Here is a 25,435-nt window from a genome sequence, read left to right as displayed (position 1 = left end):
ATGCTCACACTGATCTGGATGCTCTCTGCCTTGAGTGCAGCCTTGTTCCTGATGGCATTCCTGTGGGCTTGGCGCGGTCGTTATCTGCTTTTGCTGCAAGGAGGCAGCAGTTTGGGGCAGGCGGCCTGGCAGGCTTGGGAAGCCCCGTTTTCCAGAACTCTGAATCTCTGCCTGTCCTTGCCTTTTATGCATGAGTGGCCCGAGCGATTGTGGGGTTCGTATGCCAAGGAAGTACGGGGGTTTTTAAGCAAACGTTTGGCCTTGACTGGATTGCTCACGAGTCTTGTCAGTGCTTTCTTGTTAACTCAGGGAGCCTCATTGATGGAGCTTGCAGGGCTGGCTGTGACTGGCTTCTTCCTGAGCGTACTGCAAGCTATCTCACGAGGAAGAAAACTGCAGCGTCAGTATCATTTCCGTTGCCGCCGGGACTTGCCATTTTTTCTGGATCTGCTGGTGCTGGCTGTCGAATCCGGACTGGGCTTGCAGCAAGCCTGGGCGCGTGCAACGCAGGCCCTACCGCAAGGCAGTCTGCTGATCAGCTTGAACAAGGTACAGGGCGAGGTTCGGGCGGGACGACGTTTGCCGCAAGCCATGCGCAATGTCGCTTTGAGTTTCAGGCAGGCAGAGCTGGAAGAATTGGCTTTGTCTTTGGAACTGGCACAGGACACGGGTTTGTCTTTGGCTTTGTTGCTACGCGCTCAAGCTGAAAAATTGCGTAGTCATTTGCACTTGGAAGCTGAGCAAAGAGCCCTCAAGCTGCCTGTTTATTTGCTGGCCCCTTTGGTCGTGTGCATTTTCCCCTGCACGTTTCTGGTGATTGCGATGAGCCTGTTAGGCCCTTGGCTGGCAGGGGGAGGCTAGGGCGATGTCTATCTCAGTACTGATCAAACAGCCGCTGCAACAGGTGCCACAGCAGCCCTTGTATCTGTTCGACGCCAATATTTTCTGGGCCCGTTGGCGTGGCTGGAAGGCATTGCCACAGAACAAGAGTTTCGCAGTTGCGGTGTGGCTGCGGCCTTGTAGGGCGGTGCACCTATGGGGAATGCGGCAGGCTCTGGATATCTGCTTTCTGGATGAAGATGATCAGCCCTTGAGGTTTTGTCCGGCTGTACCTGCGGGAGCGATACGTTGGCACAGAAAAGCCAGATCGGTACTGGAGGCGCCGGTCACTTCTCTGTCGGGGCCGGAGCAGTTTTCGCCCTGGGCCGCCGCCCTGCAGGAAATACGTCAAACAGGGGGCGGGGTATGGCTGGACCGGGCTTAGCCTTGTGCGGCGTCGCGCATCGGATCACCAAACACGCTGCGGTAAGCCGGGTAGAAGCTGGCGTACAGGATGGCAGCCATCGCCAGATTGATAGGCGTCAGCACCATGGTGGCCGTGCCTGGGCTTAAACCTGCACCCAGCAGCAATTCGCCCAGGGTCTGGATGGCGAAGAAAGCAGCCGCCCAGCACAGGCCGTACAGCAGGAAGGCGGCCTTGTTGCGCCAGCAAGCCACCATGGAAAAGAACAGGGCTTGCTTGACCGGGATGGCATGCCAGCCTACCAGGGCCGGAGCGTGCCAGAACAGGGCGGACAGGCCCAGGTACAGCACGAAGAACAAAATGATGGGCTTGCGAAAGGCCGCCATGACTTCCTGTGGAGTGGCATTGCTGTTGTCCATCAACTGGGATAGCTCATTCACAAAAGGGAAAGTCGCCACAAAGCCGACGACCAGGCAGGCCAACAAGTAAATGATGCCCAGTTTGATCAGGCGGTTGCGTACCGGGGCGGGCTTCAAGGGCTCGGTCCACATGCCCAGGCGAATGACCTCTCCCTCATGAATGCGGCGACAGGCATTCTGAATGATAAAGGTCATGGTCGGGACCAGCACGATCAGCACCATCTGGCCGATGATGGGGAAAATATTGCTCAGGTTGATCAGGATGGAGGTGATCAAGCTCCAGAAGAACAGAGCAGCCGGTTGCAGCTTGAACAAGCGCAATCCTTCCTGAATCCAGTACCACCCGTAAAGAAAGGGGAGCTTGGCAGCTTGCATATCAGTATCCGTGTTTATCGAGGGAGCGCCGGTACAGCATGGTCGCGACGCTGGCGCAGCACACGCTCAAAGTGCCGCGGGTCATGCGGCTTGAGGGTTTGCGCGGGGCGGGGCAGATAAAAGTCGTACAGGCGCGAGATCCAGAAGCGCAGCGCGGCGGCCTGAATCAGTATAGGCCAGGCGCTGTGCTCGGCTTCGGTAAAGGGGCGCACCTGGGCGTAGGACTCCAGCCAGGCCTGGGCTTTTTCCAGGTTCAGGGCACCGCTCAGGCGGTCGATACACCAGTCGTTTACGGCAACGGCCACATCAAACAGCCAGGTGTCGCAACCGGCAAAGTAAAAGTCGATAATGCCGCCCATCTGGGGCGCTTCCGAGGTGCCGGCAAACAGCACGTTATCGCGGAACAGGTCGCAGTGAGCCGGGCCTTGTGGCAAGGAGCGATAGGTGTCGCTGTCGGCAAAACGGCTTTGCTCTTGCAAGACGGTCTGGATAAGCTCGGACTGGCTCTCGTCCAGAAAGGGCAGAACCTGGGGCACGGTGGCTTGCCACCAGCTCAGGCCGCGCAGATTGGGTTGTTCCAGAGGGAAGTCCTGCGCAGCCAGGTGGGCCTGAGCTTGTGTACGGGCGATCTGGCGGCAATGTTCAACCGTGGGCTCGGGCTCGTAACCACCACGCAGGCGCGTCACAATCGAGCAAGGCTTGCCGTGCATGACACAGATGCGTTTGCCATCGCGGCGAGTCATGGGCTCGGGCACTGGGACACCTTTGGCGGCCAGGTGGTGCATCAGCTCGATATAGAAAGGCAGTTGTTCCAGCGTCAGGACTTCAAACAAGGTCAGAACGTACTCGCCCTGGGTGGTGCTCAGAAAGTAATTGGTGTTTTCAATGCCGGCGGTAATGCCACGTAAGGAAACAAATTCGCCAATTGTGTATTGTTCCAGCAGTTCGCGGGCGTCAAGTTCGCTGACAGAAGTAAAAACAGCCATGCTTTCAGTGAGGGTCCGGTTGTTGGCGCACTATCAGGCGCGCAAGTATGTCAAACGGCCGATTTTAGACCAGTGCGCCCGCTTTTTGGAGCCTTGCGGCGATTTACCGCGCTTTATCTTCATCCTGTGGTCGGCTGAAACCATTAAAATGGGTGTTTTCCCTTTTTCACCAAGCCTGCAATCAGGCTATTTGTTCCCTGTTTATGACTAATTTTGTGATGCCGGACAGCCAGATGTGGCGTTTGAGTGTGGCGCCCATGATTGACGTGACTGACCGCCACAGCCGCTTTTTTCATCGTCTGCTGGCGCCGCGCGCTTTGCTGTTTACTGAAATGATCACCACGGGTGCACTGACGCACGGCGATCAGGCACGTCATCTGGATTTTGATCAGGCAGAGCATCCGGTGGCCTTGCAACTGGGTGGCAGCGACCGGGACGCCTTGGTGACCAGCGCTCTGGCAGGTGAAAAGTGGGGCTACGACGAAATTAATCTGAACTGTGGCTGCCCCTCGGAGCGGGTTCAAAAAGGCGCTTTCGGTGCCTGTTTGATGAACGAGCCGCAATTGGTGGCAGACTGCGTCAAAGCCATGCAGGACGCGGTCTCTGTGCCCGTGACGGTCAAGCACAGGCTGGGGCTGGATTACAACGAGTCCTACGACTTTGTGCGGGACTTTGTGGGGATTTTGTTCGAGTCCGGGTGTCGAGTCTTTACGGTTCATGCCCGCAATGCGGTCTTGAAAGGCTTGTCGCCCAAGGACAATCGGGAGATTCCGCCTTTGCGCTATGACATGGCCATGCAGTTGAAAAAGGACTTTTCTGAAGCACTGTTCATCTTGAATGGTGGCATTCAGGAGCCGGATCAGGCGGTAGAGCTGGAAGAACAGTTCGATGGCGTGATGCTGGGCCGGGCAGCCTGGCATACGCCAGCGGTATTAAGCGAGATTCATCGTCGCCTCTGGCCCGAGCATCCCTTGATGGACGAGGATGCCGTGGTGGAGCAGATGATTGCTTATGCCCGGCACCATGTTCAGGCGGGTGTGCCGTTGCGCATTGTGATCAAGAGCATGTTGGGCTGGCCGCACGGCAAGAAGGGCGCACGTCAGTGGCGTCGTACCTTGTCAGATCACCATTGGTTGGCCAAAAACGATCCAGGCCTGCTTGCGCAGGCCTGGGAAGAATTGCAACGCCGTCAGTAAAGGCGGCCAGATCCAGGGGATCAAGATGCGCTGGCTTGCTCGGAATCGGTAGGCCAGTCGCGGATATAGGCTTTGAGCATATTGTTCTCGAACTGCTGGGCGTGAACAATGGCGCGGGCCATATCAAAGAAGGAAATAACTCCCATCAGCACCGGACCGTCCATCACGGGCATATAGCGTGCGTGGTTGTTCAGCATCAGGCGCTGTACCTCGTCGGCGCTGGTGTTGGGGGTGACGCTGACAGGGGCGTCATCCATGATGCTGCGCACCGTAAAGCCCTGGGCCTTGTCGCCCTGAGCGTGCCAGTGGCGAATGATCTCGCGAAAGGTCAACATACCCACCAACTGACCATGCTCCATGATCACCAGCGAACCAATATCCAGCTCGCTCATGCTCTGTACCGCTTTTTCAACGGTCATTTCGGGGGTGCCTGTATAAAGCGTGTCTCCCTTGACACGCAGGATTTCACTGACTTTTAGCATACTGGGTCTCCTGACCGGGATCGGCGTTTAGTATGGCTGGTTGTCCTGTCAGAATGCCTTGCGGCGACTCAAACAGTTCTTCCAGATTGGATAGTCGCTGATCGAAAAACTGAGAAAGATAATTGAATACATATTCTAGCGGACCCTCGTGGGTATGGGAGCGGTCCAGCAGAAATGCCTTGGTAAGTTGTTTCAGGCTGACCTGACGCAGATCGCAACTCAGTACCCACTGTTCGTCATTGTCTTGCTGGGTGTCAGCAATCAGTCCCATGGACTTGAGCTTGCATAAAATGCTGTAGAGCTCGTCCGGGTCGCGTTCCAGCTTGTGGCTGAGTTCACGTACGCTAAGTCCCTGCTGGCTCTGACGGTTCAGCCACAGCTGGTAGAGCAGGTTCACGGCATCGGTAAAGGCGATGCCGGGCACATTGGTCTTGACCCAGTTGCGGCCACGCCAGTCGGGCAGAATCGCCACCATGGAGGCACCCAGCAGGACGATCAGCCAGGAAATGTAGATCCACAGCAGGAAGATCGGCAGGATGGCAAAGGCGCCGTAGATAATCGTGTAGGTGGGAAAGCGGGTCAGGTAAAAGGCGAAACCGGCCTTCATCAGCTCCAGTAAGGCAGCGGTAACCACCCCGCCAATCAGCGCATCGCGCCACCATACGCGGCGGTTGGGCACATACATGAACAGCGCCGTCAGCCCCAGGGCGGTAAACAGGAAGGGGACGTAAGACAGGGCAAAGGTCACTATGCCGGACAAGTCGCCGATATAACCCAAGGACTCCCGAGCCAGAATGGTCGTGGCCCACAGGCTGGCGCCGGTCAGAATCGGGCCCAGCGAAATAATGGCCCAGTACACCAGCAGGCGTTGTCCCAGTGGGCGTTGCACGTGTACCTGGAAAATATTGTTGAAGGTCTCGTCAATGGTCATGATGAGCATGATGGACGTGACAATCAGGAACAAGCTGCCTACCGCCGTCAGGCCTGACGCTTTGGAGGCAAACTGGTTCAGATACAACATGATGTTTTCTGACACCACTTCGGGCATCAGGTTACGGGTCAAAAACCCTTCCAGGGCACTTTCAAATTCCTGGAACAGTGGAAAGGCCGTGAACAGCGCCAGTACCACCGTCAGCATGGGGACAATGGCCAGGATCGTGGTGTAGGTCAGGCTGGAGGCCACCTTCATCAGATCTTTTTCAGCCACCCGCTTGATGGCAAAGCGCGCCACACTTAAAAAGTGATGCTTGGCGGTGGGGGCGGGCGGGGGCTCCTGCGCGGAGACAGGATCGGTGTTATCTGGGTTCAAGTCTGTTTGTTCAGCTTGCTCAGAGGGCATAGGGAAGTTCTCGTCGTTTTTCATAGCGGTTTGATGCGGCGGACGCTGCTTTTCGACAGGGTTCAGGTGATAATAACAGCATGCATGAACCTTTAAACCCCATACTTCATCGAGTGGCGGCCCTGGCTTTGGTCGCCTTGATTGCTTTGTGCCTGGCCTGGGAGCTTCATTTTGCGCCCTTGAAACCTGGTGGCTCCTGGCTGGTGCTGAAAGTGATTCCTTTGGTGCTGCCGCTGCGCAGCGTGCTCAAGGGCAATTTATATACCCTGCAATGGACGTCCATGATGATTCTGCTGTACTTCGCAGAAGGGGTCATGCGTGCCTGGTCGGACCCGGTGGCTGAAGTTATGCCCTGGGCGATTGCAGAAATTGTCTTGTCCCTGATTTATTATTTCTGCGCCATTTTTTATCTTTGGCCAGCCAAGAAAGCGGCCAAGCAGCGCAGCAAGGCCGAAAAAGCCGAGGCTGCCAAAGCCGCCAAATCGGCCTAAGGGGGTCTGTATGTCCAGCTTGTTCGATGGCCTGGCCATCAGTCATCATTTTGCGGATTTGCCCTCGGCTTTCCATACGGCGGTTCCGCCGCAACCCCTGGCCAATTCCCGCCTGCTGCACGTCAATAAGGAATTGGCGGCGCAACTGGGTCTGGATGTCTCCCGTTTGGGGGAACAGGAATTTCTGGATGTAGTCAGCGGCCAAGCCCCCTTGCCGGGTGGCCTGACGGTGTCGGCTGTCTATAGCGGTCACCAGTTTGGTGTCTGGGCAGGACAGTTGGGCGATGGCCGCGCGCATTTGCTGGGGCAAATCGACACCCCCACGGGCCCGCAGGAATTGCAGTTGAAGGGCGCCGGTAAAACCCCGTATTCCCGTATGGGCGATGGCCGTGCCGTGCTGAGATCCAGTGTGCGCGAATATCTGGCCAGTGAGGCCATGGCCGGTTTGGGCATTGCCACCAGCCGGGCCCTGGCCCTGGTCACTTCGGATACGCCTGTGTACCGGGAAACCGTGGAAACGGGCGCGATTGTGACACGTGTTGCCCCCAGTTTTGTGCGTTTTGGCTCGTTTGAACATTGGGCCAACGACGCAAGCCGTGTGCGTGAATTGCTGGACTATGTGCTGCGCGAGTTCTATCCGGAACTGCTGGTCGAAGGCGATTCGGAGCAGGAGCGCGTCTGCCGCTTCTTGCAGGAAGTGACGCATCGCAGCGCAGAAATGGTGGCCGACTGGCAGACTGTCGGCTTTTGCCACGGCGTCATGAATACCGACAATATGTCCATTCTGGGCCTGACCATTGACTACGGACCGTACGGCTTCATGGACCGATTCCGCGTGAATCACGTCTGCAATCACAGCGACAATCAAGGTCGTTACGCCTGGAATGCACAGCCTGCGATTGTGCATTGGAACCTGTACCGCCTGGCCAGCGCCTTGATGGTGCTGGATCCAGATGTGGATGCGGTGAAAGAGCGTTTGCAGACGTTTGAAGCCAGTTTTCTGAAGCGCTATCACGCCAATTTGCAGGCCAAGCTGGGCCTGCGCACCTGGCAGGCGGATGACGCGCAACTGGTCGATGACTGGTGGCGCTTGCTGCACAACAGCGGGGCGGATTTCACCTTGTCCTTCCGTGCTCTGGCACAGGCCAGCAAGGCACCCGAGGCTTTCCTGAGCCTGTTTGAGGGTTCCGAAGATCAGGCCCGGGCCTGGTGGCAAGCCTATAGCCAGCGTCTGAAGCTGGACGGTTCCGACACGCCAGAGCAGCGCGAGTCCATGAATCGCGTCAATCCTTTATATGTGCTGCGTAACCATTTGGCTGAGCAGGCCATCCAGGCTGCTGCCAAGGATGACGCCAGCGAAATCGACACCTTGCTGATGCTGCTGCGCGACCCATACACCGAGCGGGCCGGTTTTGAGGCCTATGCCATGCCGCCGCCAGAAGGCAGTGCGGAGCTGGCCGTCAGTTGCTCTTCCTGAAAGACCGGGCGCGGCGCATGTCCGGATTCGGGAACAATGCCATAATCGTGCCTGTCTTTCATTTTTCCTCATTTCTTTGCGTTCACTTTCTCTATGTCCGGCAATACTCTAGGTAAAAGCTTCCGCGTCACGAATTACGGCGAATCTCATGGTCCAGCGATCGGCGCAGTGATCGACGGCTGCCCTCCGGGCCTGGAGCTGTCTGAACAGGATATTCAGTTTGAACTGGATCGCCGCCGTCCTGGCACCTCGCGCCACGTGACTCAGCGCCGTGAGCCGGATCAGGTGGAAATTCTGTCCGGTATTTACGAAGGTCGTACAACTGGCACGCCCATTAGCCTACTGATTCGCAACTCCGATGCGCGCAGCAAGGATTATGGCAATCTGCTGGATACCTTCCGTCCCGGCCATGCGGATTACACCTACTGGAAGAAGTTCGAGAACCGCGACCCGCGTGGTGGTGGTCGCTCTTCAGCTCGCCTGACTGCGCCTACCGTGGCGGCCGGTGCAATTGCCAAGAAATGGCTGGCCGAGCACTTCGGCGTGAAGATTCGCGGCTATATGAGCCAACTGGGCCCCATCGCCATTCCTTTCAAAAGCTGGGATGTGGTCGAGCAGAATCCCTTTTACGCGCCAGACATGGACGTGGTGCCGCAGCTGGAAGCCTATATGGACGAGCTGCGCAAAGAAGGCGAATCGATTGGCGCACGCATTGAAGTTGTGGCCGAAGGCGTGCCCGCTGGCTGGGGTGAACCTATTTACGACCGTCTGGATGCCGATATCGCCCATGCCATGATGGGTTTGAACGCGGTAAAAGGCGTGTCCATTGGCGCTGGCTTTGATTGCATTACGCAAAAAGGCTCGGAGCACGGTGATGCGCTGTACCCCGATGGTTTCAAGACCAACCAGGCCGGTGGCGTATTGGGTGGTATTTCCTCCGGGCAGGCCGTGACGGTTTCTCTGGCGATCAAGCCTACTGCCAGCATCCGTACCATGCGTCCTTCCGTGAATCGAGCCGGTGAAGCGGTTGAAGTGCAGACACTGGGCCGTCACGACCCTTGTGTGGGTATTCGTGCCACGCCGATTGCCGAAGCCTTGCTGGCCATTGTCTTGATGGATCATTGTCTGCGTCATCGTTCGCAGTGCGGCGTCTGAAACTGAGGGTTTGCGCAGGACCCTAGCACTTCATTTTCTTGTCAGGTTTGTTTTTTGGAGCTGAGCATGAAAGGTATTGCGAAAGGAAAACGCTTTTTGGCGGCGGGGTTGATACTGGCCATGACGGGCTGTGCCACGGTGCAGACGACGGAAAGCGGGACGGTAGGTGTCGAACGCAAACAATTTATCTCCAATCTGGTGTCCGAGGCCGAGCTCAATCAGGCGGCGGCCCAGAATTATGCTCAGGTCTTGTCCCAGGCTCGGCAGCAAAAGGCGCTGGATACCGATGCGGCCCAGACTCGTCGGGTCAAGTCCATTGCCCAACGCCTGATCGATCAAGTCGGTGTTTTCCGGGCGGACGCCCGTTCCTGGAATTGGGAAGTCCACGTCATCAATGAGGACGAAGTTAATGCCTGGTGCATGCCGGGCGGCAAGATGGCGGTTTACAGCGGCTTGATCAAACGGATTCAGCCAACGGACGCGGAACTGGCTGCTGTCATTGGGCATGAGATTGCTCACGCCTTGCGCGAGCATTCGCGTGAGCAGGTTTCCCAGAAAATGGCGACTTCTTTCGGTTTGACGGTGCTCTCCGCCCTGACTGGTGTGCAGGCTGTGAACGATTTGGGCGGTACGCTCAGCGAAGTCATGTTTGAACTGCCTAACAGCCGCACTCACGAATCCGAGGCCGATCTGATCGGGGTTGAGCTGGCTGCGCGTGCAGGCTACGACCCGCGTGCTGCGGTCAGCTTGTGGCAGAAGATGGGGGCCCTGGAGCAGGGCAGAAGTCAGCCGGAGTTCCTCTCTACTCACCCGGCTTCCTCAACCCGTATTGCGGATTTGCAGGCGATCTCGGAACGCGTCATGCCCTTGTATCAGCAGGCGGCCAAGCCGTGAAAGGCTGGCTTCAGAGGTTCATGATCTGAAATGAACAACACCCTTGATGAGGCTTTGTTGGAGATTGCCAAGCTCAGCTCTCATCATGGAGTGGGAACTGAGATCCAGACCTTGCCGCTCGCAACGGCGCGGGACAGGGACATTGTTTAGTATAGGAAAGCCTGGTTTCTCGATCCGTCGACCTATTTATCTGATTGTTTCCCATACTCACAATGCACTCATGAAATCGCGCCATCGCACTTTTCTGTATGGTTTGTTGATTTGGCTCGGCCTGTCTTTGGCCGGCGCCATCGTGTTGACGCGCGCTGAACTGGCGCGGCAGCAGGAGGCATTCACGGTGCAAAGCAATATAGCCTACCGGCTGCTGGGCCAGCGTCTGGCCCAGCATGACGCCATTTTACAAATGCTGGCCCTGTTGCAGCCGCCCGTGCAGCGCATTGAACGTCTGGGAACGCTGAAAGCCATGTTTCCCCAGATCATGGCGATCTATCGCGAAGAGAGCGACGTCGCGTGGGCCAATCCTCAATGGCAGCAGGCGCAGTTGCAGTCTCTAAAGGCCGAGCGCGCCGTGTTGACGGATGTGCAACTGGCACAAGGGCGCTATGTTCTGCTGGTAGCGGCGCATCCGGCCAGCTTTGCCGTGCTGCTGGATTTGAATGCCGCCATCGCCTGGGACGAATGGCCTTTTCGGCGTGATGGCAGTCCCGTGCGCGTGGTGCTGGAGTGGCAGGACCAACAATGGGTGATCAGTCCTGGGTTGGACCATGCCGGGCCTGTGGTATTCCAGTCAGGCAAGACAATGACTTCCACCAGCCAACCCTTTCAATTGCACACGCGTCGCGTCGTGGGCTATGCCGACCTGCCTTGGGGACAGGCGGCACTGTTCGCCCTGGCCAGTGCCTTGCTGGTGGCGCTGGTCATCTATGTGCGCAAACAGCGTGAACAGACCTTGCGCGCTCAGGAGTTGCTGCGTATCGGTCAGGTGGGCCGTTTGAATGCGCTCGGTGAAATGGCCGCGGGCCTGGCGCATGAATTGAACCAACCTTTGACCTCCGTATTGGCCAATACACAAGCCAGCCTGCGGCTCTTGCAGGATGATCCCCCCGACCTGGAGCCGGCACGTGAAGCCATGGCGCATTCGGTGGAGCAGATCAAGCGTGCGGCCAGCGTGTTGACACGCCTGCGGCACAGCTTGCGTGAAAGCGGTCTGGCTGAGCAGTGCTGCCCGGTGTCCTTGACGCGGGTGTTGGGCGAGGCTGTGCATTTGCTGATGCCGGAGTTGGAGCGGCATGGTATTACCCTGGAAAAACGCCTTCCTTCACACGATGTCGTTGTTGTTGGTGAACCCGTGGCGCTCGGACAAATCATCCACAATCTGCTCAATAATGCCGTATCCGCTTTGGGCGTAGCCCAGATCAGCAATCCGCGCATCTGGCTCGAGGTGTTGCAGCGCCAAGGGCGCGTGGAATTGACCGTGCGTGACAATGGTCCGGGAATAGTCCCGCAGCATCTGGATCGTGTGTTCGAGCCTTTTTTTACGACGCGCTCCGACGGCCTGGGGCTGGGCCTGAGCCTGAGCGAGTCGCTGGCTCAGGCCATGGGCGGCGGCTTGAAGGCGTTCAACGATCCCATGGGGGGAGCCGTGTTTGCGCTGGAACTGCAATTCGTGGATGAGGAAGCATCATGAACCCTACTGAAAATGGCTCTAGCCTGTCGCCCTTGATCCACCTGCTGGACGATGATGCCGCCGTGCGTCAAAGCTTGTCCTTGCTGATCAGCACAGTCGGGTTACGGGTGCAGACTTGGGCGGATCCGCAGCAGTTTCTGGAGTCTTTTGATCGGCAGTCTATCGGGGCATTGATTCTGGATGTGCGCATGCCCGGCATCAGTGGATTGACCTTGCTCGATACCCTGATTGAACAAGGCGTGGATCAGCCTATCATTCTGTTGACCGGGCACGGCACGGTGGATATGTGCCGGCGCGCCTTCAAGGCGGGTGCTGTCGAATTCCTTGAAAAGCCGGTCAGTGACGATGTGTTGCTGGACACGGTTCAGCAGGCCGTGCGTCAGCACGTGCGCCGTCGTGAGCGGCTTGCGGCCGACCAGTGGGTGCGTGAACGCTACACAAGTTTGTCCGAGCGCGAGCGCGAGGTGCTGGCGCTGATTGTCGAGGGCTTGACCAACAAGGAGATAGGTCGTGTGCTGTCGCTGTCGCCCCGTACAGTTGAAACGCATCGTGCCAACCTGTTTGCCAAACTGCAGGTCGATAACCTGGCCCACCTGATTCGGCATTACGCCAGCTTGGTGAGTGTCTCTCCGTAAAACTACGTAGATGCCAGGGTAAGCGTCCGAATAGTCACGTTCGGGCGGCGCAAGTATAGTTTTTCCATGCCGACAGTGTTGTCGGAACTGATAAATGGAGATTACTGCTATGTTGCGCTCTTCCCTTTTGATGGCGTTGTTGTTTGCCGCTGGTGCCGCCCAGGCCCAGGGTGTGCTGACCGAAAAAAACATCTCCCTGGATCTGGCTAACCGTTTGGCTGCTGAAACCGTCAAGCAATGCTCGGCCAAAGGTTACAACGTGTCTGCGGCTGTGGTTGACCGCGCCGGCGTATTGCGTGCGTTTCAACGTGCCGACCAGGCCGGTCCGCATACGGTCAATGCCAGCATCGACAAGGCCTATACGTCCGCTTCGGCCCGCAGCCTGACCAGCGCCATGCTGGAGGGTTCGCAGAAAAATGCCGGTGCCGCCAATCTGGGCGATATCCAGGGCTTTCTGCTGCTGGGCGGCGGCGTGCCGGTCAAGGTCGGCAATGACACGATAGGCGCCATCGGCGTGGGCGGTGCCCCTGGCGGCCACCTGGACGAAGCGTGCGCCGTAGCGGCTCTGGAAACCCTGAAGGCCGATCTGAAGTAGTCGCATTCCTGCAGATTGGGGAGCCGCCCCTGAACTGCCCCCCCCGGAACTTGGACATTACTCCAAGCTTCGGGGGTTTGCTGCATGGCTAGTTCAGGGATCGCTTGATGTGTTTGCGGTAAGGCCTGCGGTAAAGGCGGGATTGTTGGCAAATAAGCTGACCGTTCAGTGTTGCCGCTGAACGGTCGTATTCCGTCTGACGATTGACTTCTGGCGTAGGGTTTTTGATTCTTGCCGCTGCAGAATCATCCTTCGCGTTCACTTGCGCATGCTGATGGCCAAGCGATTGAAGGCGCTCATCAAGGCAATCGCAAAACTCAGATCCGAAATTTCTGTATCGCTGAAATGGGCTTTCAAGGGCTCGAAGTGCTCGTCGGGTGCATGAGTGTGAGCAACATCCACCACGGATTCTGTCCATTCCAGGGCCGCGCGTTCGCGTTCGTTAAAGTGCGCACTGACACGCCAGCCTGCCAGGCTGTCTATCTTGGCATTGGCCACGCCCGAGCTGCGCAAGGAGGCTGCGTGCATCTCCAGGCAGAAGGAGCAGCCGTTGATTTGCGAAATGCGCAAATTAACCAGCTCAATCAACTCTTTGCCCAGAGTGCTTTTGTCCAAAGCAAGCTTCGTTTGCAGCAGGCCTTGATAGGCTTTGGGAGACAGGGTGTCGTAGGGAAGGCGAAGTGTACTCATGGCGTATCCAATCGAAAGTAAGACAGAGGGCAGGGCAGACTTTGGTTCTGTGGCTGTGTTTGATGCGCTGTTTGTAGCAGTCTAGTCATCAAGCCGGGCTATCTGCTTTACTTGTTGATTATCCCTGAGTAATGTCCCAGTCATCAGTGACAAGAAATCAGTAATTGACTAGGACATGGGTATGGATCTACGCCACTGGAAACCCAGCCGGGAACCAGGCATTCCTGTTTATCAGCAGTTGTACGAGCGCTTTCGGGATGCGATTGCTGCAGGCCAATTGCGCCCCGGCGACCGGGTGCCATCCATACGCAGTCTGGCCAGTGAGCTGAATGTGGCCAAGGGTACGGTGGAGCAGGCCTATCAAATCTTGCTGGGTGAAGGCTACTTTCTGGCTCGAGGGCCGGCAGGAACGGTGGTGTCACCGCAGTTGGCCAGTTTGGCTGCGAAAAGATATGCCAGTGTCCCTGCCTCATCCCTGCGTGCCTCGCCATATGCACCAGCAGAAGACTCACCCCCTTTGCCATTTCAGCTGGGCCTGCCGGCTTTGGATGCCTTTCCGCGCAAGACCTGGGCACGACTGGCCAACCAGAATCAGCGCTCTTTGGGGGGCGTGGCAATGCGTTACCCCGATCCGGTGGGCTATGCGCCGTTGCGGCGGGCTATTGCGGCTTATTTGGGCGTATCGCGCGGCATAGCTTGTCTGCCGGAGCAGATCTTTGTGACGGCCGGGTATTGGGGGGCGCTGGAGCTCGTGTGTCGTAGCGTTCTGAATCCGGGTGACGCGGGCTGGTACGAAAATCCTGGCTATATTTTTGCCCGCCAGTTCTTGAAGCAGGCCGGCATGCACGTGCATGCGGTGCCGCTGGATGAAGAGGGCCTGAACCTTATAGCCGGGCAGCAGCATTGCCCACAGGCACGCTTTGCCATCGTGACCCCCACTCATCAGAGCCCTATGGGCATGGCCATGTCCCTACCCAGGCGTTTGCAATTGCTGGAGTGGGCCAGACAGCAGCAGGCCTGGATTGTGGAGGACGATTACGACAGCGAGTTTCGCTATCATGGGCGTCCTTTGCCTGCCCTGAAAAGTCTGGATAGGGACGACAGGGTGATCTATACCGGCACCTTCAGCAAGGTTCTGAATCCCGGTTTGCGGCTGGCGTACTTGGTCGCACCCTTGTCCCAGGTGGAGCGTTTCCAGCAGGCGGCTCACTATTCAGGCGGGCCGGGTTCCATCCTGACGCAGGCTACCGTGGCGGACTTCATGGAGCAGGGCTACTTTGCGCGGCACTTGCGCAAGATGCGGGCTTTGTATGCACAACGTCGGGCTTATTTGGTACAGGCGCTGCAACAGATATTGGGGGAGCGCTTGCAGGTGCAAAGCCAGGCAGGCGGGATTCATGTGCTTGCCAATTTGGGGAGGGCAGAAGATGACCGGCCTTTGGCCAAGGCTGCCCAGGAACAGGGCCTGGCCGTTCAGGCTTTGAGCGACTGGCAAATATCGCCTGCGGTGCATAAGGGGCTGTTGATGGGCTTTGCCAATATTAGCGATCAGGGCATGGCCGATGAATGGGTAGAGCGTTTGAGCTTGGCCATTGCTGAACCTTCTTGAACAAGAGTCCGGCCTGAAGCAATCGCCAAGGCTGACGATGTTGGTCTTTCAGAGCTTTCTTTGACAAGGCTCCGGGGGACCTTTTTCAGGGGCATGTTTCTATTTAGGGTGGTAGTCCCAATACTAGTATGGAAACTGGTCTTGTCCCAGTTACTGCGCCTGTCATAATAAGAAAAAATTAATGTGCAGCCCGCTCTGTGCGGACTGTAATTTCAACTGAATCGCGAGAGCGCAATGGCAAAAACCTTATACGATAAGTTGTTCGACGAACACGTCGTGCATCAGGACACGGATGGCACCTGTTTGATCTACATTGATCGCCACTTGCTGCATGAAGTGACCAGCCCCCAGGCCTTTGAAGGCTTGACTCTGGCCGGCCGCAAGCCTTGGCGCATCAGTGCCAACCTGGCTGTGGCGGACCACAACGTCCCCACCACCTCCCGTCAGAACGGTATTGAAGACCCGATCTCGCGCCTGCAGGTCGATACCCTGGACGCCAACTGCGAAGAATTCGGCATTACCGAATTCCGCATGAACGACGTGCGTCAGGGCATTGTGCACATTGTCGGCCCCGAGCAGGGCGCGACCTTGCCCGGCATGACCGTGGTTTGTGGTGACTCTCACACCAGCACGCACGGTGCCGTGGGCGCTTTGGCCTTTGGTATTGGTACCTCGGAGGTCGAGCACACGCTGGCCACTCAGACCTTGCTGATGAAGAAAAGCAAAAGCATGCTGATCCAGGTGGACGGCAAGCTGCCTTTTGGCTGTACTGCCAAGGACCTGATCCTGTACGTGATCGGTCAGATCGGTACTGCTGGTGGTACCGGTTACGCCATTGAGTTCGGCGGCTCGGCAATTCGCGCCTTGTCTATGGAAGGCCGCATGACCGTGTGCAATATGGCGATTGAAGCCGGTGCACGTTCAGGCATGGTGGCTGTGGACGAGCAAACCATTCAGTATCTGCGTGGCCGTCCTTACTCGCCCAAAGGCGTGTTGTGGGATCAGGCTGTGGCTTACTGGAACACCTTGCACACTGACGAAGGTGCCGAGTTTGATCGCGTGATTCGCATCGATGCCAGTCAGATCACCCCTCAGTTGACTTGGGGCACCTCGCCTGAAATGGTCTTGCCTATCGACAGCCGCGTACCCGATCCAGAGAAAGAAAAAGACGAAGTCACCCGCAATGGCATGGAGCGTGCATTGGAGTACATGGGCCTGACGCCCAATATGCCGTTGACCGACATCCGTATCGACCGCGTGTTCATTGGCTCCTGTACCAATGCCCGTATCGAGGACTTGCGTGCGGCTGCCAGCGTGGCCAAGGGTCGCAAAGTCGCTTCCAACGTCAAGCAGGCCATGATTGTTCCCGGCTCCGGTCTGGTGAAACGTCAGGCCGAGCAAGAAGGTCTGGACAAGATTTTCCTGAACGCCGGTTTTGAATGGCGTGAGCCTGGTTGCTCCATGTGTCTGGCCATGAACGCTGACCGTCTGGAACCGGGCGAGCGTTGCGCTTCGACCTCCAACCGTAACTTTGAAGGACGTCAGGGGCAGGGTGGTCGTACCCACCTGGTCAGCCCAGCCATGGCGGCTGCCGCTGCCATTGCCGGCCATTTTGTCGACGTGCGTTCGTTCAACTGAGGAAATCCACACCATGCAAGCATTTACTACTCATGAAGGTCTGGTCGCTCCCTTGGATCGGGAGAACGTGGATACGGACTTGATCATCCCCAAGCAGTTCCTCAAATCCATCAAGCGCACCGGCTTTGGCCCCAACTTGTTTGATGAGTTGCGTTATCTGGATCACGGCGAGCCCGGCATGGACAATTCCCGCCGCCCGCTGAACCCGGACTTTGTGCTGAACCAGGACCGCTACCAGGGCGCTTCCGTACTGCTGGCGCGCAAGAACTTTGGTTGTGGCTCCAGCCGTGAGCACGCTCCCTGGGCCTTGATGCAATATGGTTTTCGCGCCATTATCGCGCCGTCTTTTGCCGATATTTTCTTCAACAACAGCTTCAAGAACGGCTTGCTGCCCATCGTCCTGAACGAGCTGGATATTGCCCGCCTGTTCGATGAAGTCAAAGCTTTCCCCGGCTACAAGCTGCGTATTGATCTGGCCGAACAGCGCGTGATCACGCCTGAAGGCCGTGAATTGCCGTTCACTATCGATGCGTCGCGCAAGCACAGCCTCTTGAATGGTCTGGATGAAATTGGCCTGACCTTGCAGAAAGCGGACATGATCCGTCAGTACGAAGCCGAGCGTCTGGCCCGTCACCCCTGGCTGGTTGGTCAGCCTTGAGCCTGGGCGCAGGTTTTGTAGAAGCTTAGCTGTTGCTGCCTTTCCGGGGCAGCCAAGATGCTCCGGCCATCAGGCCGGAGTTCTTCACACTTATTCCCTAATTTTTACGTCCTACTCATCATGACTCATAAAATTGCAGTATTGCCCGGTGATGGCATCGGTCCCGAGATTACCGAACAGGCGCAGCGCGTACTGGGTGCTCTGGGCATGGATCTGGAAATGACCGTGGCTCCAGTGGGCGGCGCCGCTTACGATTTGCACGGCCACCCCCTGCCACCTGAAACGCTGAGCCTGGCTCAAAACTCCGACGCTGTGCTGTTCGGCGCCGTGGGTGGCTGGAAATACGACTCGCTGGAGCGTCACCTGCGTCCCGAACAAGCCATTTTGGGTTTGCGTCGTGCCATGGGCCTGTTCGCCAACCTGCGTCCCGCCATCCTGTACCCGCAACTGGCTAACGCCTCTACCTTGAAACCAGAAGTTGTGTCCGGTCTGGATATCCTGATCGTGCGCGAACTGACAGGTGATATTTACTTCGGTCAGCCTCGTGGCGTGCGTACGGTGGAAGAGGGCAACTTCGCGGGCGAGCGTCAGGGCTTTGACACCATGCACTATGCTGAAAGCGAAGTGCGCCGTATCGCTCACGTGGGTTTCCAGGCCGCACAAAAACGTCAGAAGCGCTTGTGCAGCGTGGATAAATCCAATGTGCTGGAAACATCCCAGTTCTGGCGTGACATCATGATTGATGTGGCCCGTGAGTATCCGGACGTGGAATTGAGCCACATGTACGTGGACAATGCCGCCATGCAGTTGGTGCGCGCACCAAAAGAATTTGACGTGATTGTCACAGGCAACCTGTTTGGCGATATCCTATCGGATGAAGCAGCCATGTTGACAGGCTCCATTGGCATGTTGCCTTCGGCATCTCTGAACGCATCCCAGCAAGGTTTGTACGAACCCAGCCACGGCTCGGCACCCGATATCGCCGGTCAGGACAAGGCCAATCCTTTGGCCACCATTTTGTCCGCTGCCATGTTGCTGCGCTACTCGCTCAATGCAGAAGACCAGGCCAAGCGTATCGAAGCGGCGGTTGCCAGCGTGCTCGAACAAGGTTTGCGTACCGGCGACATCTACGAAGACGGTTGCCAATTGCTGAGCACCAGTGCTATGGGGGATGCAGTGCTCAAGGCTTTGCGATAGTATCTTTTATCGTTTTATTTTTTTATATATCCAGGTGGTATTACCATGACTCAAGCGGTAGGTTTGGTCGGCTGGCGTGGGATGGTGGGCTCCGTGCTCATGCAGCGCATGCGCGACGAAGGCGATTTTTCCCTTTTTCAGCCGGTGTTTTTCTCGACTAGCAATGCTGGCGGCGCAGCTCCTTCGTGGGCTGACGGTGCTGGCCCATTGCAGGACGCCCACGATATTGACGCCTTGAAAAAGTTGCCAATTATTGTGACCGCCCAGGGTGGAGATTACACAAGCCAGATCTACCCCAAGCTGCGTGCCGCTGGCTGGAATGGTTTGTGGATTGACGCGGCCAGCACGCTGCGCATGGACGAAAACTCCGTGATCGTGCTGGACCCGATCAACCGTCCTGTTATCGATGCTGCACTGGCCAAAGGTGGCAAGCAGTTCATCGGTGGCAACTGTACGGTTAGCTGCATGCTGATGGGTCTGGGCGGTCTGTTCAACCAGAATCTGGTTGAGTGGATGACCAGCATGACTTACCAGGCTGCTTCCGGTGGTGGCGCACAGCATATGCGCGAACTGCTGACTCAGTTCGGTCTGATCAACCAGTCCGTCTCCAGCCTGCTGGACGATCCCGCATCGGCCATTCTGGATATTGACCGCGGTGTCTTGCAGACACAACGCGACCCCAATCTGCCTCAGAAAAACTTTGGCGTACCCCTGGGCGGTAGCTTGATCCCCTGGATCGACTCCGATCTGGGCAATGGCATGACGCGTGAAGAGTGGAAAGGCGGTGTGGAAACCAACAAAATCCTGGGCCGTGGTGCACAGGACAAGCACATTCCTATCGACGGTCTGTGCGTGCGTATCGGTGCCATGCGCTGCCACAGCCAGGCACTGACCATCAAGCTGACCCGCGATGTTCCGCTGGACGAGATCACCGACATCCTGGCTGAAGGTTCCAAGTGGGCCAAGGTTGTGCCTAACGAGCGTCAAGCCACGGTCCAAGCGCTGACTCCAGTTGCCGTCACCGGCACGCTGGATATCCCTGTGGGCCGTCTGCGCAAGCTGAACATGGGCCCCGAGTACCTGAGCGCCTTCACGGTTGGCGACCAGTTGCTGTGGGGTGCGGCTGAACCGCTGCGCCGCATGTTGCGCATCGCTTTGGGCGAGCTCTAATCATGGCTGGCCGCCTGCATCCTGTACGTACGCTGGGTTCGGCCCTGCTATTGGCCGGGATGCTGGCGGCTGCGCCGGTTTCCGCCCTGGAAATCGGTCATAGTCGTTTTGTGTCGGCTCCTAATCAGGTTTTCAAGCTGGATGTGGGCATTCGACAGATCAGCCCTGAAGAAAGCCTGTCCTTGAAGGTGACACCTGCCCCCTTGTCCGCCTGGCAACAGGCGGGCTTGACCCCTCCGGTTGACTTGGACTCCTTGAAGGCCGTGATCGAGCGGGATGGGCAGGGGCAAGTACGACGCATTCGGTTGTCCTCCGAGCAGATGTTCTCGGGCTCGGTGGCCGATGTGCTCTTGCAGATTCAAAGTGATAGCGGGCAGTTCCTGCATCAGGTCAGCGTACTGGCTCCGGCCCCGGTGGCCGTGAAGGCAGTGGCTCAGCCACAGGCAGCGTATCGGGCACCGGTATCCGTGCAGGCTTCTGCTTCGAGCTCTGCATCCAGTGTGCAGACCCAAAGTGCGGTACGCGTGAAATCGGGTGATACCTTGCATGCCTTGGCGCGCCGCCATGCGGTGGATGGTGTCAGCTCTTATCAGTGGATGATGGCGGTTCAAAAGCAGAACCCGAATGCCTTCATCGACCAGAATATGCATCGCCTGAAGGCGGGCCAAACGCTACAGATTCCTGATGCGGCGGCCATGTTGTCCATTGACGATGCCCAAGCTCGCCGCTTCTATGTTGACCAGGCTCAGGCCTTGCGCTCCGCTGCGCAAGCAGGGCAGGATCAGGCGGATGCGTCTCAAGGTGTAGCACAAACAGGCTCCGGCGAGCCAGGTGCTCAGGTGCAAGGCCAGGATCGTTTGCTATTGTCGGCAGGGGCAGATGCCCGTGACGCCAAACAGCAAATGCAGCACGAGCTGCGCGAGACCGGCGATCGTGTCTCGCAGCTGGAAGAGAATGTCTCCACCCTGGGCCGTGCCTTGCAGTCTCAAGGCGAGGCCGCTAAAGATCTGATCCTGGATTCAGCGCAGGAGCTGGGTCTGGGTGACTCCGGCAGCGATGCTGCTACTGGTAGTACTTCTTCTGGCGCCTCAGGCGCCGCTTCTTCTGCCGCCGTGGCAGGAGCGATTTCCGTGCCGTCCGAGCCCGAACAGGGCAAGATGGCCGGTGCAGTTAACAAGGCAAAAAAGACCGTGTCCTGGATTCAAGAAAATATGTTGGTCGTGATGGCCGTGGTACTGGCGTTGATTGTGGTCCTGGTGACCTGGGTTTTGCGTCGTGCCAATACTGAAAATCGCCATGGCGATGATTCCCCTGCGCCTGTCAGTGAAGCGATGGTTCGGGAAAAGCTGGAAAAAATTAATCTGGACTTGGATCAGCCGCCTTCGGACGAGCCTCCCGTTCGTCAGTAAGGCAAACCCACCATGAGACGTATTGCATTGGGTGTCTGCTATGAAGGGACGCCCTGGCTGGGTTGGCAAAGTCAGGCCGGTGGCAACACCGTTCAAGATGTTCTGGAGCAGGCACTGGGCCGTTTTACGGCCCAGCCTGTTTCTACGATCTGCGCCGGTCGCACCGACACTGGCGTTCATGCCCTCAATCAAGTGGTTCATCTGGATACGGCTGCCGAGCGCAGCCTGGAGTCGTGGGTACGCGGCTTGAATGCCTTGCTGCCGGACTCTGTATCCGTGCAATGGGCACGCGAAGTGCCGGATGATTTTCATGCCCGCTTCTCGGCCCAAGGCCGTCATTACGTTTATCTGCTGCGCCAGCACCGGGTGCGTTCCCCCTTGTTGCATGGTCGAGTGGCCTGGGTGTTTCGTCCTTTGGACCTGGCTCTGATGCAAGAGGCCGCCCAGCACCTGGTGGGCGAACATGATTTCAGCGCGTTTCGTTCCTCGCAATGCCAGGCGGCCAGTCCGGTGCGCACCATGTCGCAGATTCGGATTGAACAGCAGGGCGACTTTTTCCTGTTCCGTTTCAGCGCCAATGCCTTTTTACATCACATGATCCGCAATCTGATGGGCATGCTGATTTATATCGGCCAAGGCCGTCAGCCGCCTGATTGGGTGCTGCATTTATTGGCACAGCGCGATCGCCGCTTGTCAGCCCCGACTTTCGATGCCAGTGGCCTGTATCTGGCCGGGGTGGATTACCCCAAGCAGTTCGATATTCCCGCCAGCAATCCCTACGATTTGCTCTATGAGTTAAGTGGATTGCGTTTTGGTGAAACGGCCTGAAAAAATCATGATTTAGTCCGTTTCTAAAGGGTTTATCCCCGGTATTCGAACCGGCTTCACATGCTTCAATCGTATAAAATGTGAAGCCATTTTCTTCTCTTACATTCTTATCTGTATAAGGCCGACCACCTTCGAGCATTAGCCACAAGCGAATCCTGAAGGCGACCATATCCTGAGCAAGGCCATGAAATTCTTCTTACGATTGTCTAGTTTGATCGACCGTCTGAATACGGTCGTTGGTAAGTCCGTGACTTGGCTGACCCTGATCGTGGTGTTGGTCAGTGCGATTAACGCTGTAGTACGCAAGGTCTACGGCGTCAGTTCCAATCAGTGGCTGGAATTGCAGTGGTATTTGTTCGGTGCAATTTTCTTGCTGGCCGCTGGTTATACCTTCTTTGTGAACGAGCATGTTCGGGTGGATGCCCTGGCGGAACGTTTTCCGCCGCGCGTTCAGATCTGGATCGATATTATCGGCGTGATCTTTTTTCTCCTGCCCGCGACCTTGCTGATTTTCTGGCTCTCGATTCCATTTTTTGAGCAGTCCTACGTGCTTAACGAGCAGTCTTCCAATACGGGGGGGCTGGTACGTTGGCCGGTCAAGTTGCTGATTCCCGTCGGCTTTGCTCTGTTAGCGTTGGCAGGGGTATCCCACCTGATCAAATGCATAGGCTTTTTGCTTGGTGCCTGTCCTAATCCTTTATTAAGGAATGGCGGACTGAGTGCAGAAGAAGAACTTGCCCAGGAGATTCGCGAGATGGCCCAGGCAAATGAAGCGACAACCTCTGTTTCCAAGGGCCAGTAATAATGGAATTTCTCGTTGATAATCTGGCTCCGATCATGTTTTTTAACTTGATCGTATTTTTGCTATTGGGCTTTCCCGTTACCTTCACCTTGTCGGCAATCGGGATTTTGTACGGACTGGTTGCCATTGAACTGGACATGATGCAGCCGGCCTTGTTCCAGGCCTTGCCTCAACGTGTATTTGGTATTGTCGAGAACGATACCTTGTTGGCGGTTCCCTTCTTTACCTTGATGGGCCTGATATTAGAGCGATCAGGCATGGCAGAGGATCTGCTCGATACCATTGGCCAGCTCTTTGGGCCTTTGCGTGGTGGTTTGGCAATTGCTGTGGTGCTGGTCGGTGCCATGCTGGCAGCTACAACGGGTGTGGTGTCGGCCTCCGTCATCTCCATGGGCCTGATCTCCTTGCCCATCATGCTGCGCTACGGCTATGACCGCAAGCTGGCAACCGGGGTGATTGCCGCCTCAGGCACCTTGTCGCAAATCATCCCGCCCTCCATCGTGCTGATCATTCTGGCTGACCAACTGGGCCGCTCCATCGGTGATATGTACCGTGGCGCCATGCTGCCGGGTCTGCTGCTGGTAGCGATCTACATTCTGTACATTGTGGTGATGTCTTACATCAAGCCCAAGTCGGCTCCCGCCTTGCCACCCGAGGCCCGTGTGTATGTAGAGCCTAACGGCAGTCGTGGTTTGACTTCGCTGATCGCCTTGACGATTGTGGCCTCGGCCGTGGCGTATTTCGGCTCGCAGCATTACTTTGCCACGCATCCCAATATCCCGATGGACGAGCACATTGTCGTGCTGCTGCTGTTGTGGGGCGTAACGGCCTGGGTGATCGCGCTGATCAACAAGCTGCTCAAGCTGAAAATGCTGTCCAAGATCGCCGAGCGTGTGGTCTTTGTGATGGTGCCCCCGCTGTTCCTGATCTTCCTGGTGCTGGGTACGATCTTTATTGGGGTGGCAACGCCCACAGAGGGTGGGGCGATGGGGGCGGTCGGTGCCATCATCATGGCGGTATCTCGCGGCCGCCTGTCCTGGAAGCTGCTGCGTCAGGCCATGGAATCGACGACCCGCCTGTCCTGCTTCGTGGTCTTCATTCTGGTGGGTTCGACCGTCTTTAGCCTGAGCTTCCGTGGCATTAATGGCGATCTGTGGGTGGAACACCTCTTGATCGACATGCCCGGTGGCGAGTGGGGCTTCCTGATTATCGTCAGTATCCTGACCTTTCTGCTGGCTTTCTTCCTGGACTTCTTTGAGCTGGCCTTCATTATTGTGCCGCTGCTCGGGCCGATTGCCGACAAGATGGGCATTGACCTGATCTGGTTCGGTGTCTTGCTGGCGGTCAATATGCAGACCTCCTTCATGCACCCGCCCTTTGGTTTTGCGCTGTTCTTCCTGCGTTCGGTGGCCCCCAAAGAGGACTACACCGACAAGGTGACGGGCGAGCGCATCAAGCGTGTGGCCACAACGGATATTTACTGGGGCTCGGTACCGTTTATTATCATTCAGTTGTTGATGGTGGCAACGGTACTGGTCTTCCCCGGACTGGTTACGCACTATAAGCACGGCGAAGTTCTGCTGGAGGATTCGCAAATCCAGTTTGGTACGGAATCGACTTACGGTTCTGACAGCTACGGATTTGGAACGGATGACGCGGCCAGCAGTTTCCAATAAGCTTATTTCATGATTCACACGGGGGCATCTGGCCCCCGTTTCTTATTCAAGGATGTGTGATGTTCAGCCGTACCCGAGTCAAGATTTGTGGCTTTACCCGAGCGCAGGATATTGATGCTGCCGTGCAGTTGGGCGCGGATGCGGTGGGTTTTGTCTTTTACCCGAAAAGTGCCCGTATGCTGAGTACGGAGCAGGCTGTTGCCCTGCGCGCCCGTGTGCCGGCGTTTGTGCAGGCAGTCAGCCTGTTTGTGAATGCGTCCGAGAGCTTTGTTCGAGAAATTCTGGAACAGGTGCAACCGGACTTGCTGCAATTTCACGGTGAAGAAAGCCCGGAAGAATGCCGTCGCTACGCGCATCCGTATATCAAGGCTTTCCGAGTCGGTGCGCCTGGTCTGGATACAGTGGATGGCCTGCTGGAACAATGCTTGAAGTATCAGGATGCCCGTGCCTGGTTGATGGATGGTTATCACGATGCCTATGGCGGCACCGGTACGGCTTTTGATCCGGAGCTGATTCAGGGGCTGCAGGCGTGTCTGGAAGGCCATGACGGGCTGCCGCCGCTGGTCCTTGCCGGAGGCATGCGTATCGACAATGTGGCCGAACGAGTCGCCTTGCATCGCCCCTATGCGATTGATGTCAGCAGTGGAGTCGAGCTGGAACCGGGCATCAAATGCAAAATGAAAATGGGCCAATTCATGCAGATTTTGAGTAGCGCCTCCTGATTGAGGGAATCTTTTAGCAGCGACGCTGTCTGTACTTATTGCCCCGACCCGCTTATGGCGGG

At 57.0% G+C, this 25,435-nt stretch carries 26 protein-coding genes; 21 read left to right on the top strand and 5 right to left on the bottom strand.

Going from position 1 to position 25,435, the window contains the following annotated elements; translation table 11 throughout:
- Positions 1-861 (top strand): type II secretion system F family protein, encoded by an 861-nt coding sequence (locus NBV64_RS11080; protein WP_250755795.1) that lies wholly within the window; start codon positions 1-3, stop codon positions 859-861.
- 4 nt (positions 862-865) lie between these two features.
- Positions 866-1,264, top strand: coding sequence for a hypothetical protein (locus NBV64_RS11075; RefSeq protein WP_250755793.1), 399 nt, complete (start codon positions 866-868; stop codon positions 1,262-1,264).
- Here the strand turns inward: NBV64_RS11075 and NBV64_RS11070 are convergent.
- Complete coding sequence (locus NBV64_RS11070) at positions 1,261-2,037, bottom strand: BPSS1780 family membrane protein (RefSeq protein ID WP_026483380.1); 777 nt, start codon at positions 2,035-2,037, stop codon at positions 1,261-1,263. The genes NBV64_RS11075 and NBV64_RS11070 overlap by 4 nt on opposite strands.
- Positions 2,038-2,051: 14 nt before the next feature.
- The gene (locus tag NBV64_RS11065; protein WP_250755792.1) at positions 2,052-3,023 is read right to left on the bottom strand and encodes a homoserine kinase; all 972 of its coding nucleotides are present in this window, start codon (positions 3,021-3,023) and stop codon (positions 2,052-2,054) included.
- A 22-nt stretch (positions 3,024-3,045) separates the two neighbouring features.
- Here NBV64_RS11065 and NBV64_RS11060 point away from each other — a divergent pair, with 22 nt between their 5' ends.
- Together NBV64_RS11060 and dusA are read left to right on the top strand one after the other, a co-directional pair.
- Complete coding sequence (locus NBV64_RS11060; RefSeq protein ID WP_250755790.1) at positions 3,046-3,234, top strand: hypothetical protein; 189 nt, start codon at positions 3,046-3,048, stop codon at positions 3,232-3,234.
- The gene (dusA, locus tag NBV64_RS11055; protein ID WP_250755789.1) at positions 3,227-4,219 is read left to right on the top strand and encodes a tRNA dihydrouridine(20/20a) synthase DusA; all 993 of its coding nucleotides are present in this window, start codon (positions 3,227-3,229) and stop codon (positions 4,217-4,219) included. The genes NBV64_RS11060 and dusA overlap by 8 nt, the downstream gene beginning before the upstream one ends.
- 20 nt (positions 4,220-4,239) lie before the next feature.
- Here the strand turns inward: dusA and NBV64_RS11050 are convergent, their stop codons facing one another.
- The gene (locus tag NBV64_RS11050) at positions 4,240-4,701 is read right to left on the bottom strand and encodes a CBS domain-containing protein (protein WP_009462173.1); all 462 of its coding nucleotides are present in this window, start codon (positions 4,699-4,701) and stop codon (positions 4,240-4,242) included.
- Entirely contained in the window at positions 4,685-6,064 is a 1,380-nt protein-coding gene (locus NBV64_RS11045) for a YihY family inner membrane protein (RefSeq protein ID WP_009462171.1), read from the bottom strand. Before NBV64_RS11045 ends, NBV64_RS11050 begins: the two co-directional genes overlap by 17 nt.
- Positions 6,065-6,120: 56 nt before the next feature.
- On the opposite strand from NBV64_RS11045, the gene NBV64_RS11040 reads away from it, so the two are divergent.
- The 7 genes from NBV64_RS11040 (at position 6,121) to NBV64_RS11010 (ending at position 12,974) form a co-directional block, all read left to right on the top strand.
- Positions 6,121-6,531 (top strand): DUF2069 domain-containing protein, encoded by a 411-nt coding sequence (locus NBV64_RS11040; RefSeq protein ID WP_009462169.1) that lies wholly within the window; start codon positions 6,121-6,123, stop codon positions 6,529-6,531.
- A gap of 10 nt (positions 6,532-6,541) precedes the next feature.
- Complete coding sequence (locus NBV64_RS11035; protein WP_250755787.1) at positions 6,542-8,008, top strand: protein adenylyltransferase SelO; 1,467 nt, start codon at positions 6,542-6,544, stop codon at positions 8,006-8,008.
- Between the two features lie 93 nt (positions 8,009-8,101).
- Positions 8,102-9,163 (top strand): chorismate synthase, encoded by a 1,062-nt coding sequence (aroC, locus tag NBV64_RS11030; protein WP_021446527.1) that lies wholly within the window; start codon positions 8,102-8,104, stop codon positions 9,161-9,163.
- 66 nt (positions 9,164-9,229) lie between these two features.
- Complete coding sequence (locus NBV64_RS11025) at positions 9,230-10,057, top strand: M48 family metallopeptidase (protein ID WP_009462160.1); 828 nt, start codon at positions 9,230-9,232, stop codon at positions 10,055-10,057.
- A 220-nt stretch (positions 10,058-10,277) separates the two neighbouring features.
- Positions 10,278-11,744: a sensor histidine kinase gene (locus NBV64_RS11020; protein ID WP_250755785.1), complete on the top strand. Its 1,467-nt coding sequence runs from the start codon at positions 10,278-10,280 to the stop codon at positions 11,742-11,744.
- Positions 11,741-12,379: a response regulator transcription factor gene (locus NBV64_RS11015; protein WP_009462156.1), complete on the top strand. Its 639-nt coding sequence runs from the start codon at positions 11,741-11,743 to the stop codon at positions 12,377-12,379. Before NBV64_RS11020 ends, NBV64_RS11015 begins: the two co-directional genes overlap by 4 nt.
- A 94-nt stretch (positions 12,380-12,473) precedes the next feature.
- Entirely contained in the window at positions 12,474-12,974 is a 501-nt protein-coding gene (locus NBV64_RS11010; RefSeq protein WP_031231990.1) for a GlcG/HbpS family heme-binding protein, read from the top strand.
- Positions 12,975-13,232: 258 nt separating this feature from the next.
- Here the strand turns inward: NBV64_RS11010 and NBV64_RS11005 are convergent, their stop codons facing one another.
- Positions 13,233-13,664, bottom strand: a complete 432-nt coding sequence (locus tag NBV64_RS11005) for a carboxymuconolactone decarboxylase family protein (RefSeq protein WP_088450159.1) — start codon at positions 13,662-13,664, stop codon at positions 13,233-13,235.
- Positions 13,665-13,845: 181 nt separating this feature from the next.
- Between NBV64_RS11005 and pdxR the strand changes: the two genes are divergently transcribed.
- The 10 genes from pdxR to NBV64_RS10955 all read left to right on the top strand — a co-directional run bounded on the left by pdxR (position 13,846) and on the right by NBV64_RS10955 (position 25,373).
- Positions 13,846-15,273 carry a MocR-like pyridoxine biosynthesis transcription factor PdxR gene (pdxR, locus tag NBV64_RS11000; protein ID WP_250755783.1) on the top strand — a complete coding sequence of 476 codons (1,428 nt, stop codon included), beginning with the start codon at positions 13,846-13,848 and terminating at the stop codon, positions 15,271-15,273.
- 234 nt (positions 15,274-15,507) lie between these two features.
- Positions 15,508-16,911, top strand: coding sequence for a 3-isopropylmalate dehydratase large subunit (gene leuC / locus NBV64_RS10995; protein WP_009462151.1), 1,404 nt, complete (start codon positions 15,508-15,510; stop codon positions 16,909-16,911).
- Between the two features lie 13 nt (positions 16,912-16,924).
- Complete coding sequence (gene leuD / locus NBV64_RS10990) at positions 16,925-17,569, top strand: 3-isopropylmalate dehydratase small subunit (RefSeq protein ID WP_009462149.1); 645 nt, start codon at positions 16,925-16,927, stop codon at positions 17,567-17,569.
- Between the two features lie 120 nt (positions 17,570-17,689).
- The gene (gene leuB, locus NBV64_RS10985) at positions 17,690-18,766 is read left to right on the top strand and encodes a 3-isopropylmalate dehydrogenase (RefSeq protein ID WP_250755781.1); all 1,077 of its coding nucleotides are present in this window, start codon (positions 17,690-17,692) and stop codon (positions 18,764-18,766) included.
- A gap of 45 nt (positions 18,767-18,811) precedes the next feature.
- Positions 18,812-19,936, top strand: a complete 1,125-nt coding sequence (asd, locus tag NBV64_RS10980) for an aspartate-semialdehyde dehydrogenase (protein ID WP_009462145.1) — start codon at positions 18,812-18,814, stop codon at positions 19,934-19,936.
- A 2-nt stretch (positions 19,937-19,938) separates the two neighbouring features.
- Positions 19,939-21,345 carry a type IV pilus assembly protein FimV gene (locus NBV64_RS10975; protein ID WP_250755779.1) on the top strand — a complete coding sequence of 469 codons (1,407 nt, stop codon included), beginning with the start codon at positions 19,939-19,941 and terminating at the stop codon, positions 21,343-21,345.
- A gap of 12 nt (positions 21,346-21,357) precedes the next feature.
- A complete protein-coding gene (gene truA / locus NBV64_RS10970) occupies positions 21,358-22,173 on the top strand; it encodes a tRNA pseudouridine(38-40) synthase TruA (protein ID WP_009462143.1) in 816 nt (271 codons plus the stop codon).
- Between the two features lie 184 nt (positions 22,174-22,357).
- Positions 22,358-22,975, top strand: a complete 618-nt coding sequence (locus tag NBV64_RS10965; protein WP_009462141.1) for a TRAP transporter small permease subunit — start codon at positions 22,358-22,360, stop codon at positions 22,973-22,975.
- A gap of 2 nt (positions 22,976-22,977) precedes the next feature.
- Complete coding sequence (locus NBV64_RS10960; protein ID WP_021446531.1) at positions 22,978-24,651, top strand: TRAP transporter large permease; 1,674 nt, start codon at positions 22,978-22,980, stop codon at positions 24,649-24,651.
- A gap of 59 nt (positions 24,652-24,710) precedes the next feature.
- A complete protein-coding gene (locus NBV64_RS10955; RefSeq protein WP_009462139.1) occupies positions 24,711-25,373 on the top strand; it encodes a phosphoribosylanthranilate isomerase in 663 nt (220 codons plus the stop codon).
- The last annotated feature ends 62 nt before the right edge of the window (positions 25,374-25,435 follow it).

Origin of the sequence: Alcaligenes sp. DN25 (assembly GCF_023674485.1) — a bacterium.
Classification (GTDB): Bacteria; Pseudomonadota; Gammaproteobacteria; order Burkholderiales; family Burkholderiaceae_B; genus Alcaligenes; species Alcaligenes phenolicus.
This window is presented reverse-complemented; position numbering and strand designations above follow the sequence as displayed.

Excerpts from the sequence above, each read along its gene's own strand:
- NBV64_RS11080 (WP_250755795.1), top strand. The coding sequence starts at position 1 with ATGCTCACACTGATCTGGATGCTCTCTGCCTTGAGTGCAGCCTTGTTC.
- NBV64_RS11075 (WP_250755793.1), top strand. The coding sequence starts at position 866 with ATGTCTATCTCAGTACTGATCAAACAGCCGCTGCAACAGGTGCCACAG.
- NBV64_RS11070 (WP_026483380.1), bottom strand. The coding sequence starts at position 2,037 with ATGCAAGCTGCCAAGCTCCCCTTTCTTTACGGGTGGTACTGGATTCAG.
- NBV64_RS11065 (WP_250755792.1), bottom strand. The coding sequence starts at position 3,023 with ATGGCTGTTTTTACTTCTGTCAGCGAACTTGACGCCCGCGAACTGCTG.
- dusA (WP_250755789.1), top strand. The coding sequence starts at position 3,227 with ATGACTAATTTTGTGATGCCGGACAGCCAGATGTGGCGTTTGAGTGTG.
- NBV64_RS11050 (WP_009462173.1), bottom strand. The coding sequence starts at position 4,701 with ATGCTAAAAGTCAGTGAAATCCTGCGTGTCAAGGGAGACACGCTTTAT.
- NBV64_RS11045 (WP_009462171.1), bottom strand. The coding sequence starts at position 6,064 with ATGAAAAACGACGAGAACTTCCCTATGCCCTCTGAGCAAGCTGAACAA.
- NBV64_RS11040 (WP_009462169.1), top strand. The coding sequence starts at position 6,121 with ATGCATGAACCTTTAAACCCCATACTTCATCGAGTGGCGGCCCTGGCT.
- NBV64_RS11035 (WP_250755787.1), top strand. The coding sequence starts at position 6,542 with ATGTCCAGCTTGTTCGATGGCCTGGCCATCAGTCATCATTTTGCGGAT.
- aroC (WP_021446527.1), top strand. The coding sequence starts at position 8,102 with ATGTCCGGCAATACTCTAGGTAAAAGCTTCCGCGTCACGAATTACGGC.
- NBV64_RS11025 (WP_009462160.1), top strand. The coding sequence starts at position 9,230 with ATGAAAGGTATTGCGAAAGGAAAACGCTTTTTGGCGGCGGGGTTGATA.
- NBV64_RS11020 (WP_250755785.1), top strand. The coding sequence starts at position 10,278 with ATGAAATCGCGCCATCGCACTTTTCTGTATGGTTTGTTGATTTGGCTC.
- NBV64_RS11015 (WP_009462156.1), top strand. The coding sequence starts at position 11,741 with ATGAACCCTACTGAAAATGGCTCTAGCCTGTCGCCCTTGATCCACCTG.
- NBV64_RS11010 (WP_031231990.1), top strand. The coding sequence starts at position 12,474 with ATGGAGATTACTGCTATGTTGCGCTCTTCCCTTTTGATGGCGTTGTTG.
- NBV64_RS11005 (WP_088450159.1), bottom strand. The coding sequence starts at position 13,664 with ATGAGTACACTTCGCCTTCCCTACGACACCCTGTCTCCCAAAGCCTAT.
- pdxR (WP_250755783.1), top strand. The coding sequence starts at position 13,846 with ATGGATCTACGCCACTGGAAACCCAGCCGGGAACCAGGCATTCCTGTT.
- leuC (WP_009462151.1), top strand. The coding sequence starts at position 15,508 with ATGGCAAAAACCTTATACGATAAGTTGTTCGACGAACACGTCGTGCAT.
- leuD (WP_009462149.1), top strand. The coding sequence starts at position 16,925 with ATGCAAGCATTTACTACTCATGAAGGTCTGGTCGCTCCCTTGGATCGG.
- leuB (WP_250755781.1), top strand. The coding sequence starts at position 17,690 with ATGACTCATAAAATTGCAGTATTGCCCGGTGATGGCATCGGTCCCGAG.
- asd (WP_009462145.1), top strand. The coding sequence starts at position 18,812 with ATGACTCAAGCGGTAGGTTTGGTCGGCTGGCGTGGGATGGTGGGCTCC.
- NBV64_RS10975 (WP_250755779.1), top strand. The coding sequence starts at position 19,939 with ATGGCTGGCCGCCTGCATCCTGTACGTACGCTGGGTTCGGCCCTGCTA.
- truA (WP_009462143.1), top strand. The coding sequence starts at position 21,358 with ATGAGACGTATTGCATTGGGTGTCTGCTATGAAGGGACGCCCTGGCTG.
- NBV64_RS10965 (WP_009462141.1), top strand. The coding sequence starts at position 22,358 with ATGAAATTCTTCTTACGATTGTCTAGTTTGATCGACCGTCTGAATACG.
- NBV64_RS10960 (WP_021446531.1), top strand. The coding sequence starts at position 22,978 with ATGGAATTTCTCGTTGATAATCTGGCTCCGATCATGTTTTTTAACTTG.
- NBV64_RS10955 (WP_009462139.1), top strand. The coding sequence starts at position 24,711 with ATGTTCAGCCGTACCCGAGTCAAGATTTGTGGCTTTACCCGAGCGCAG.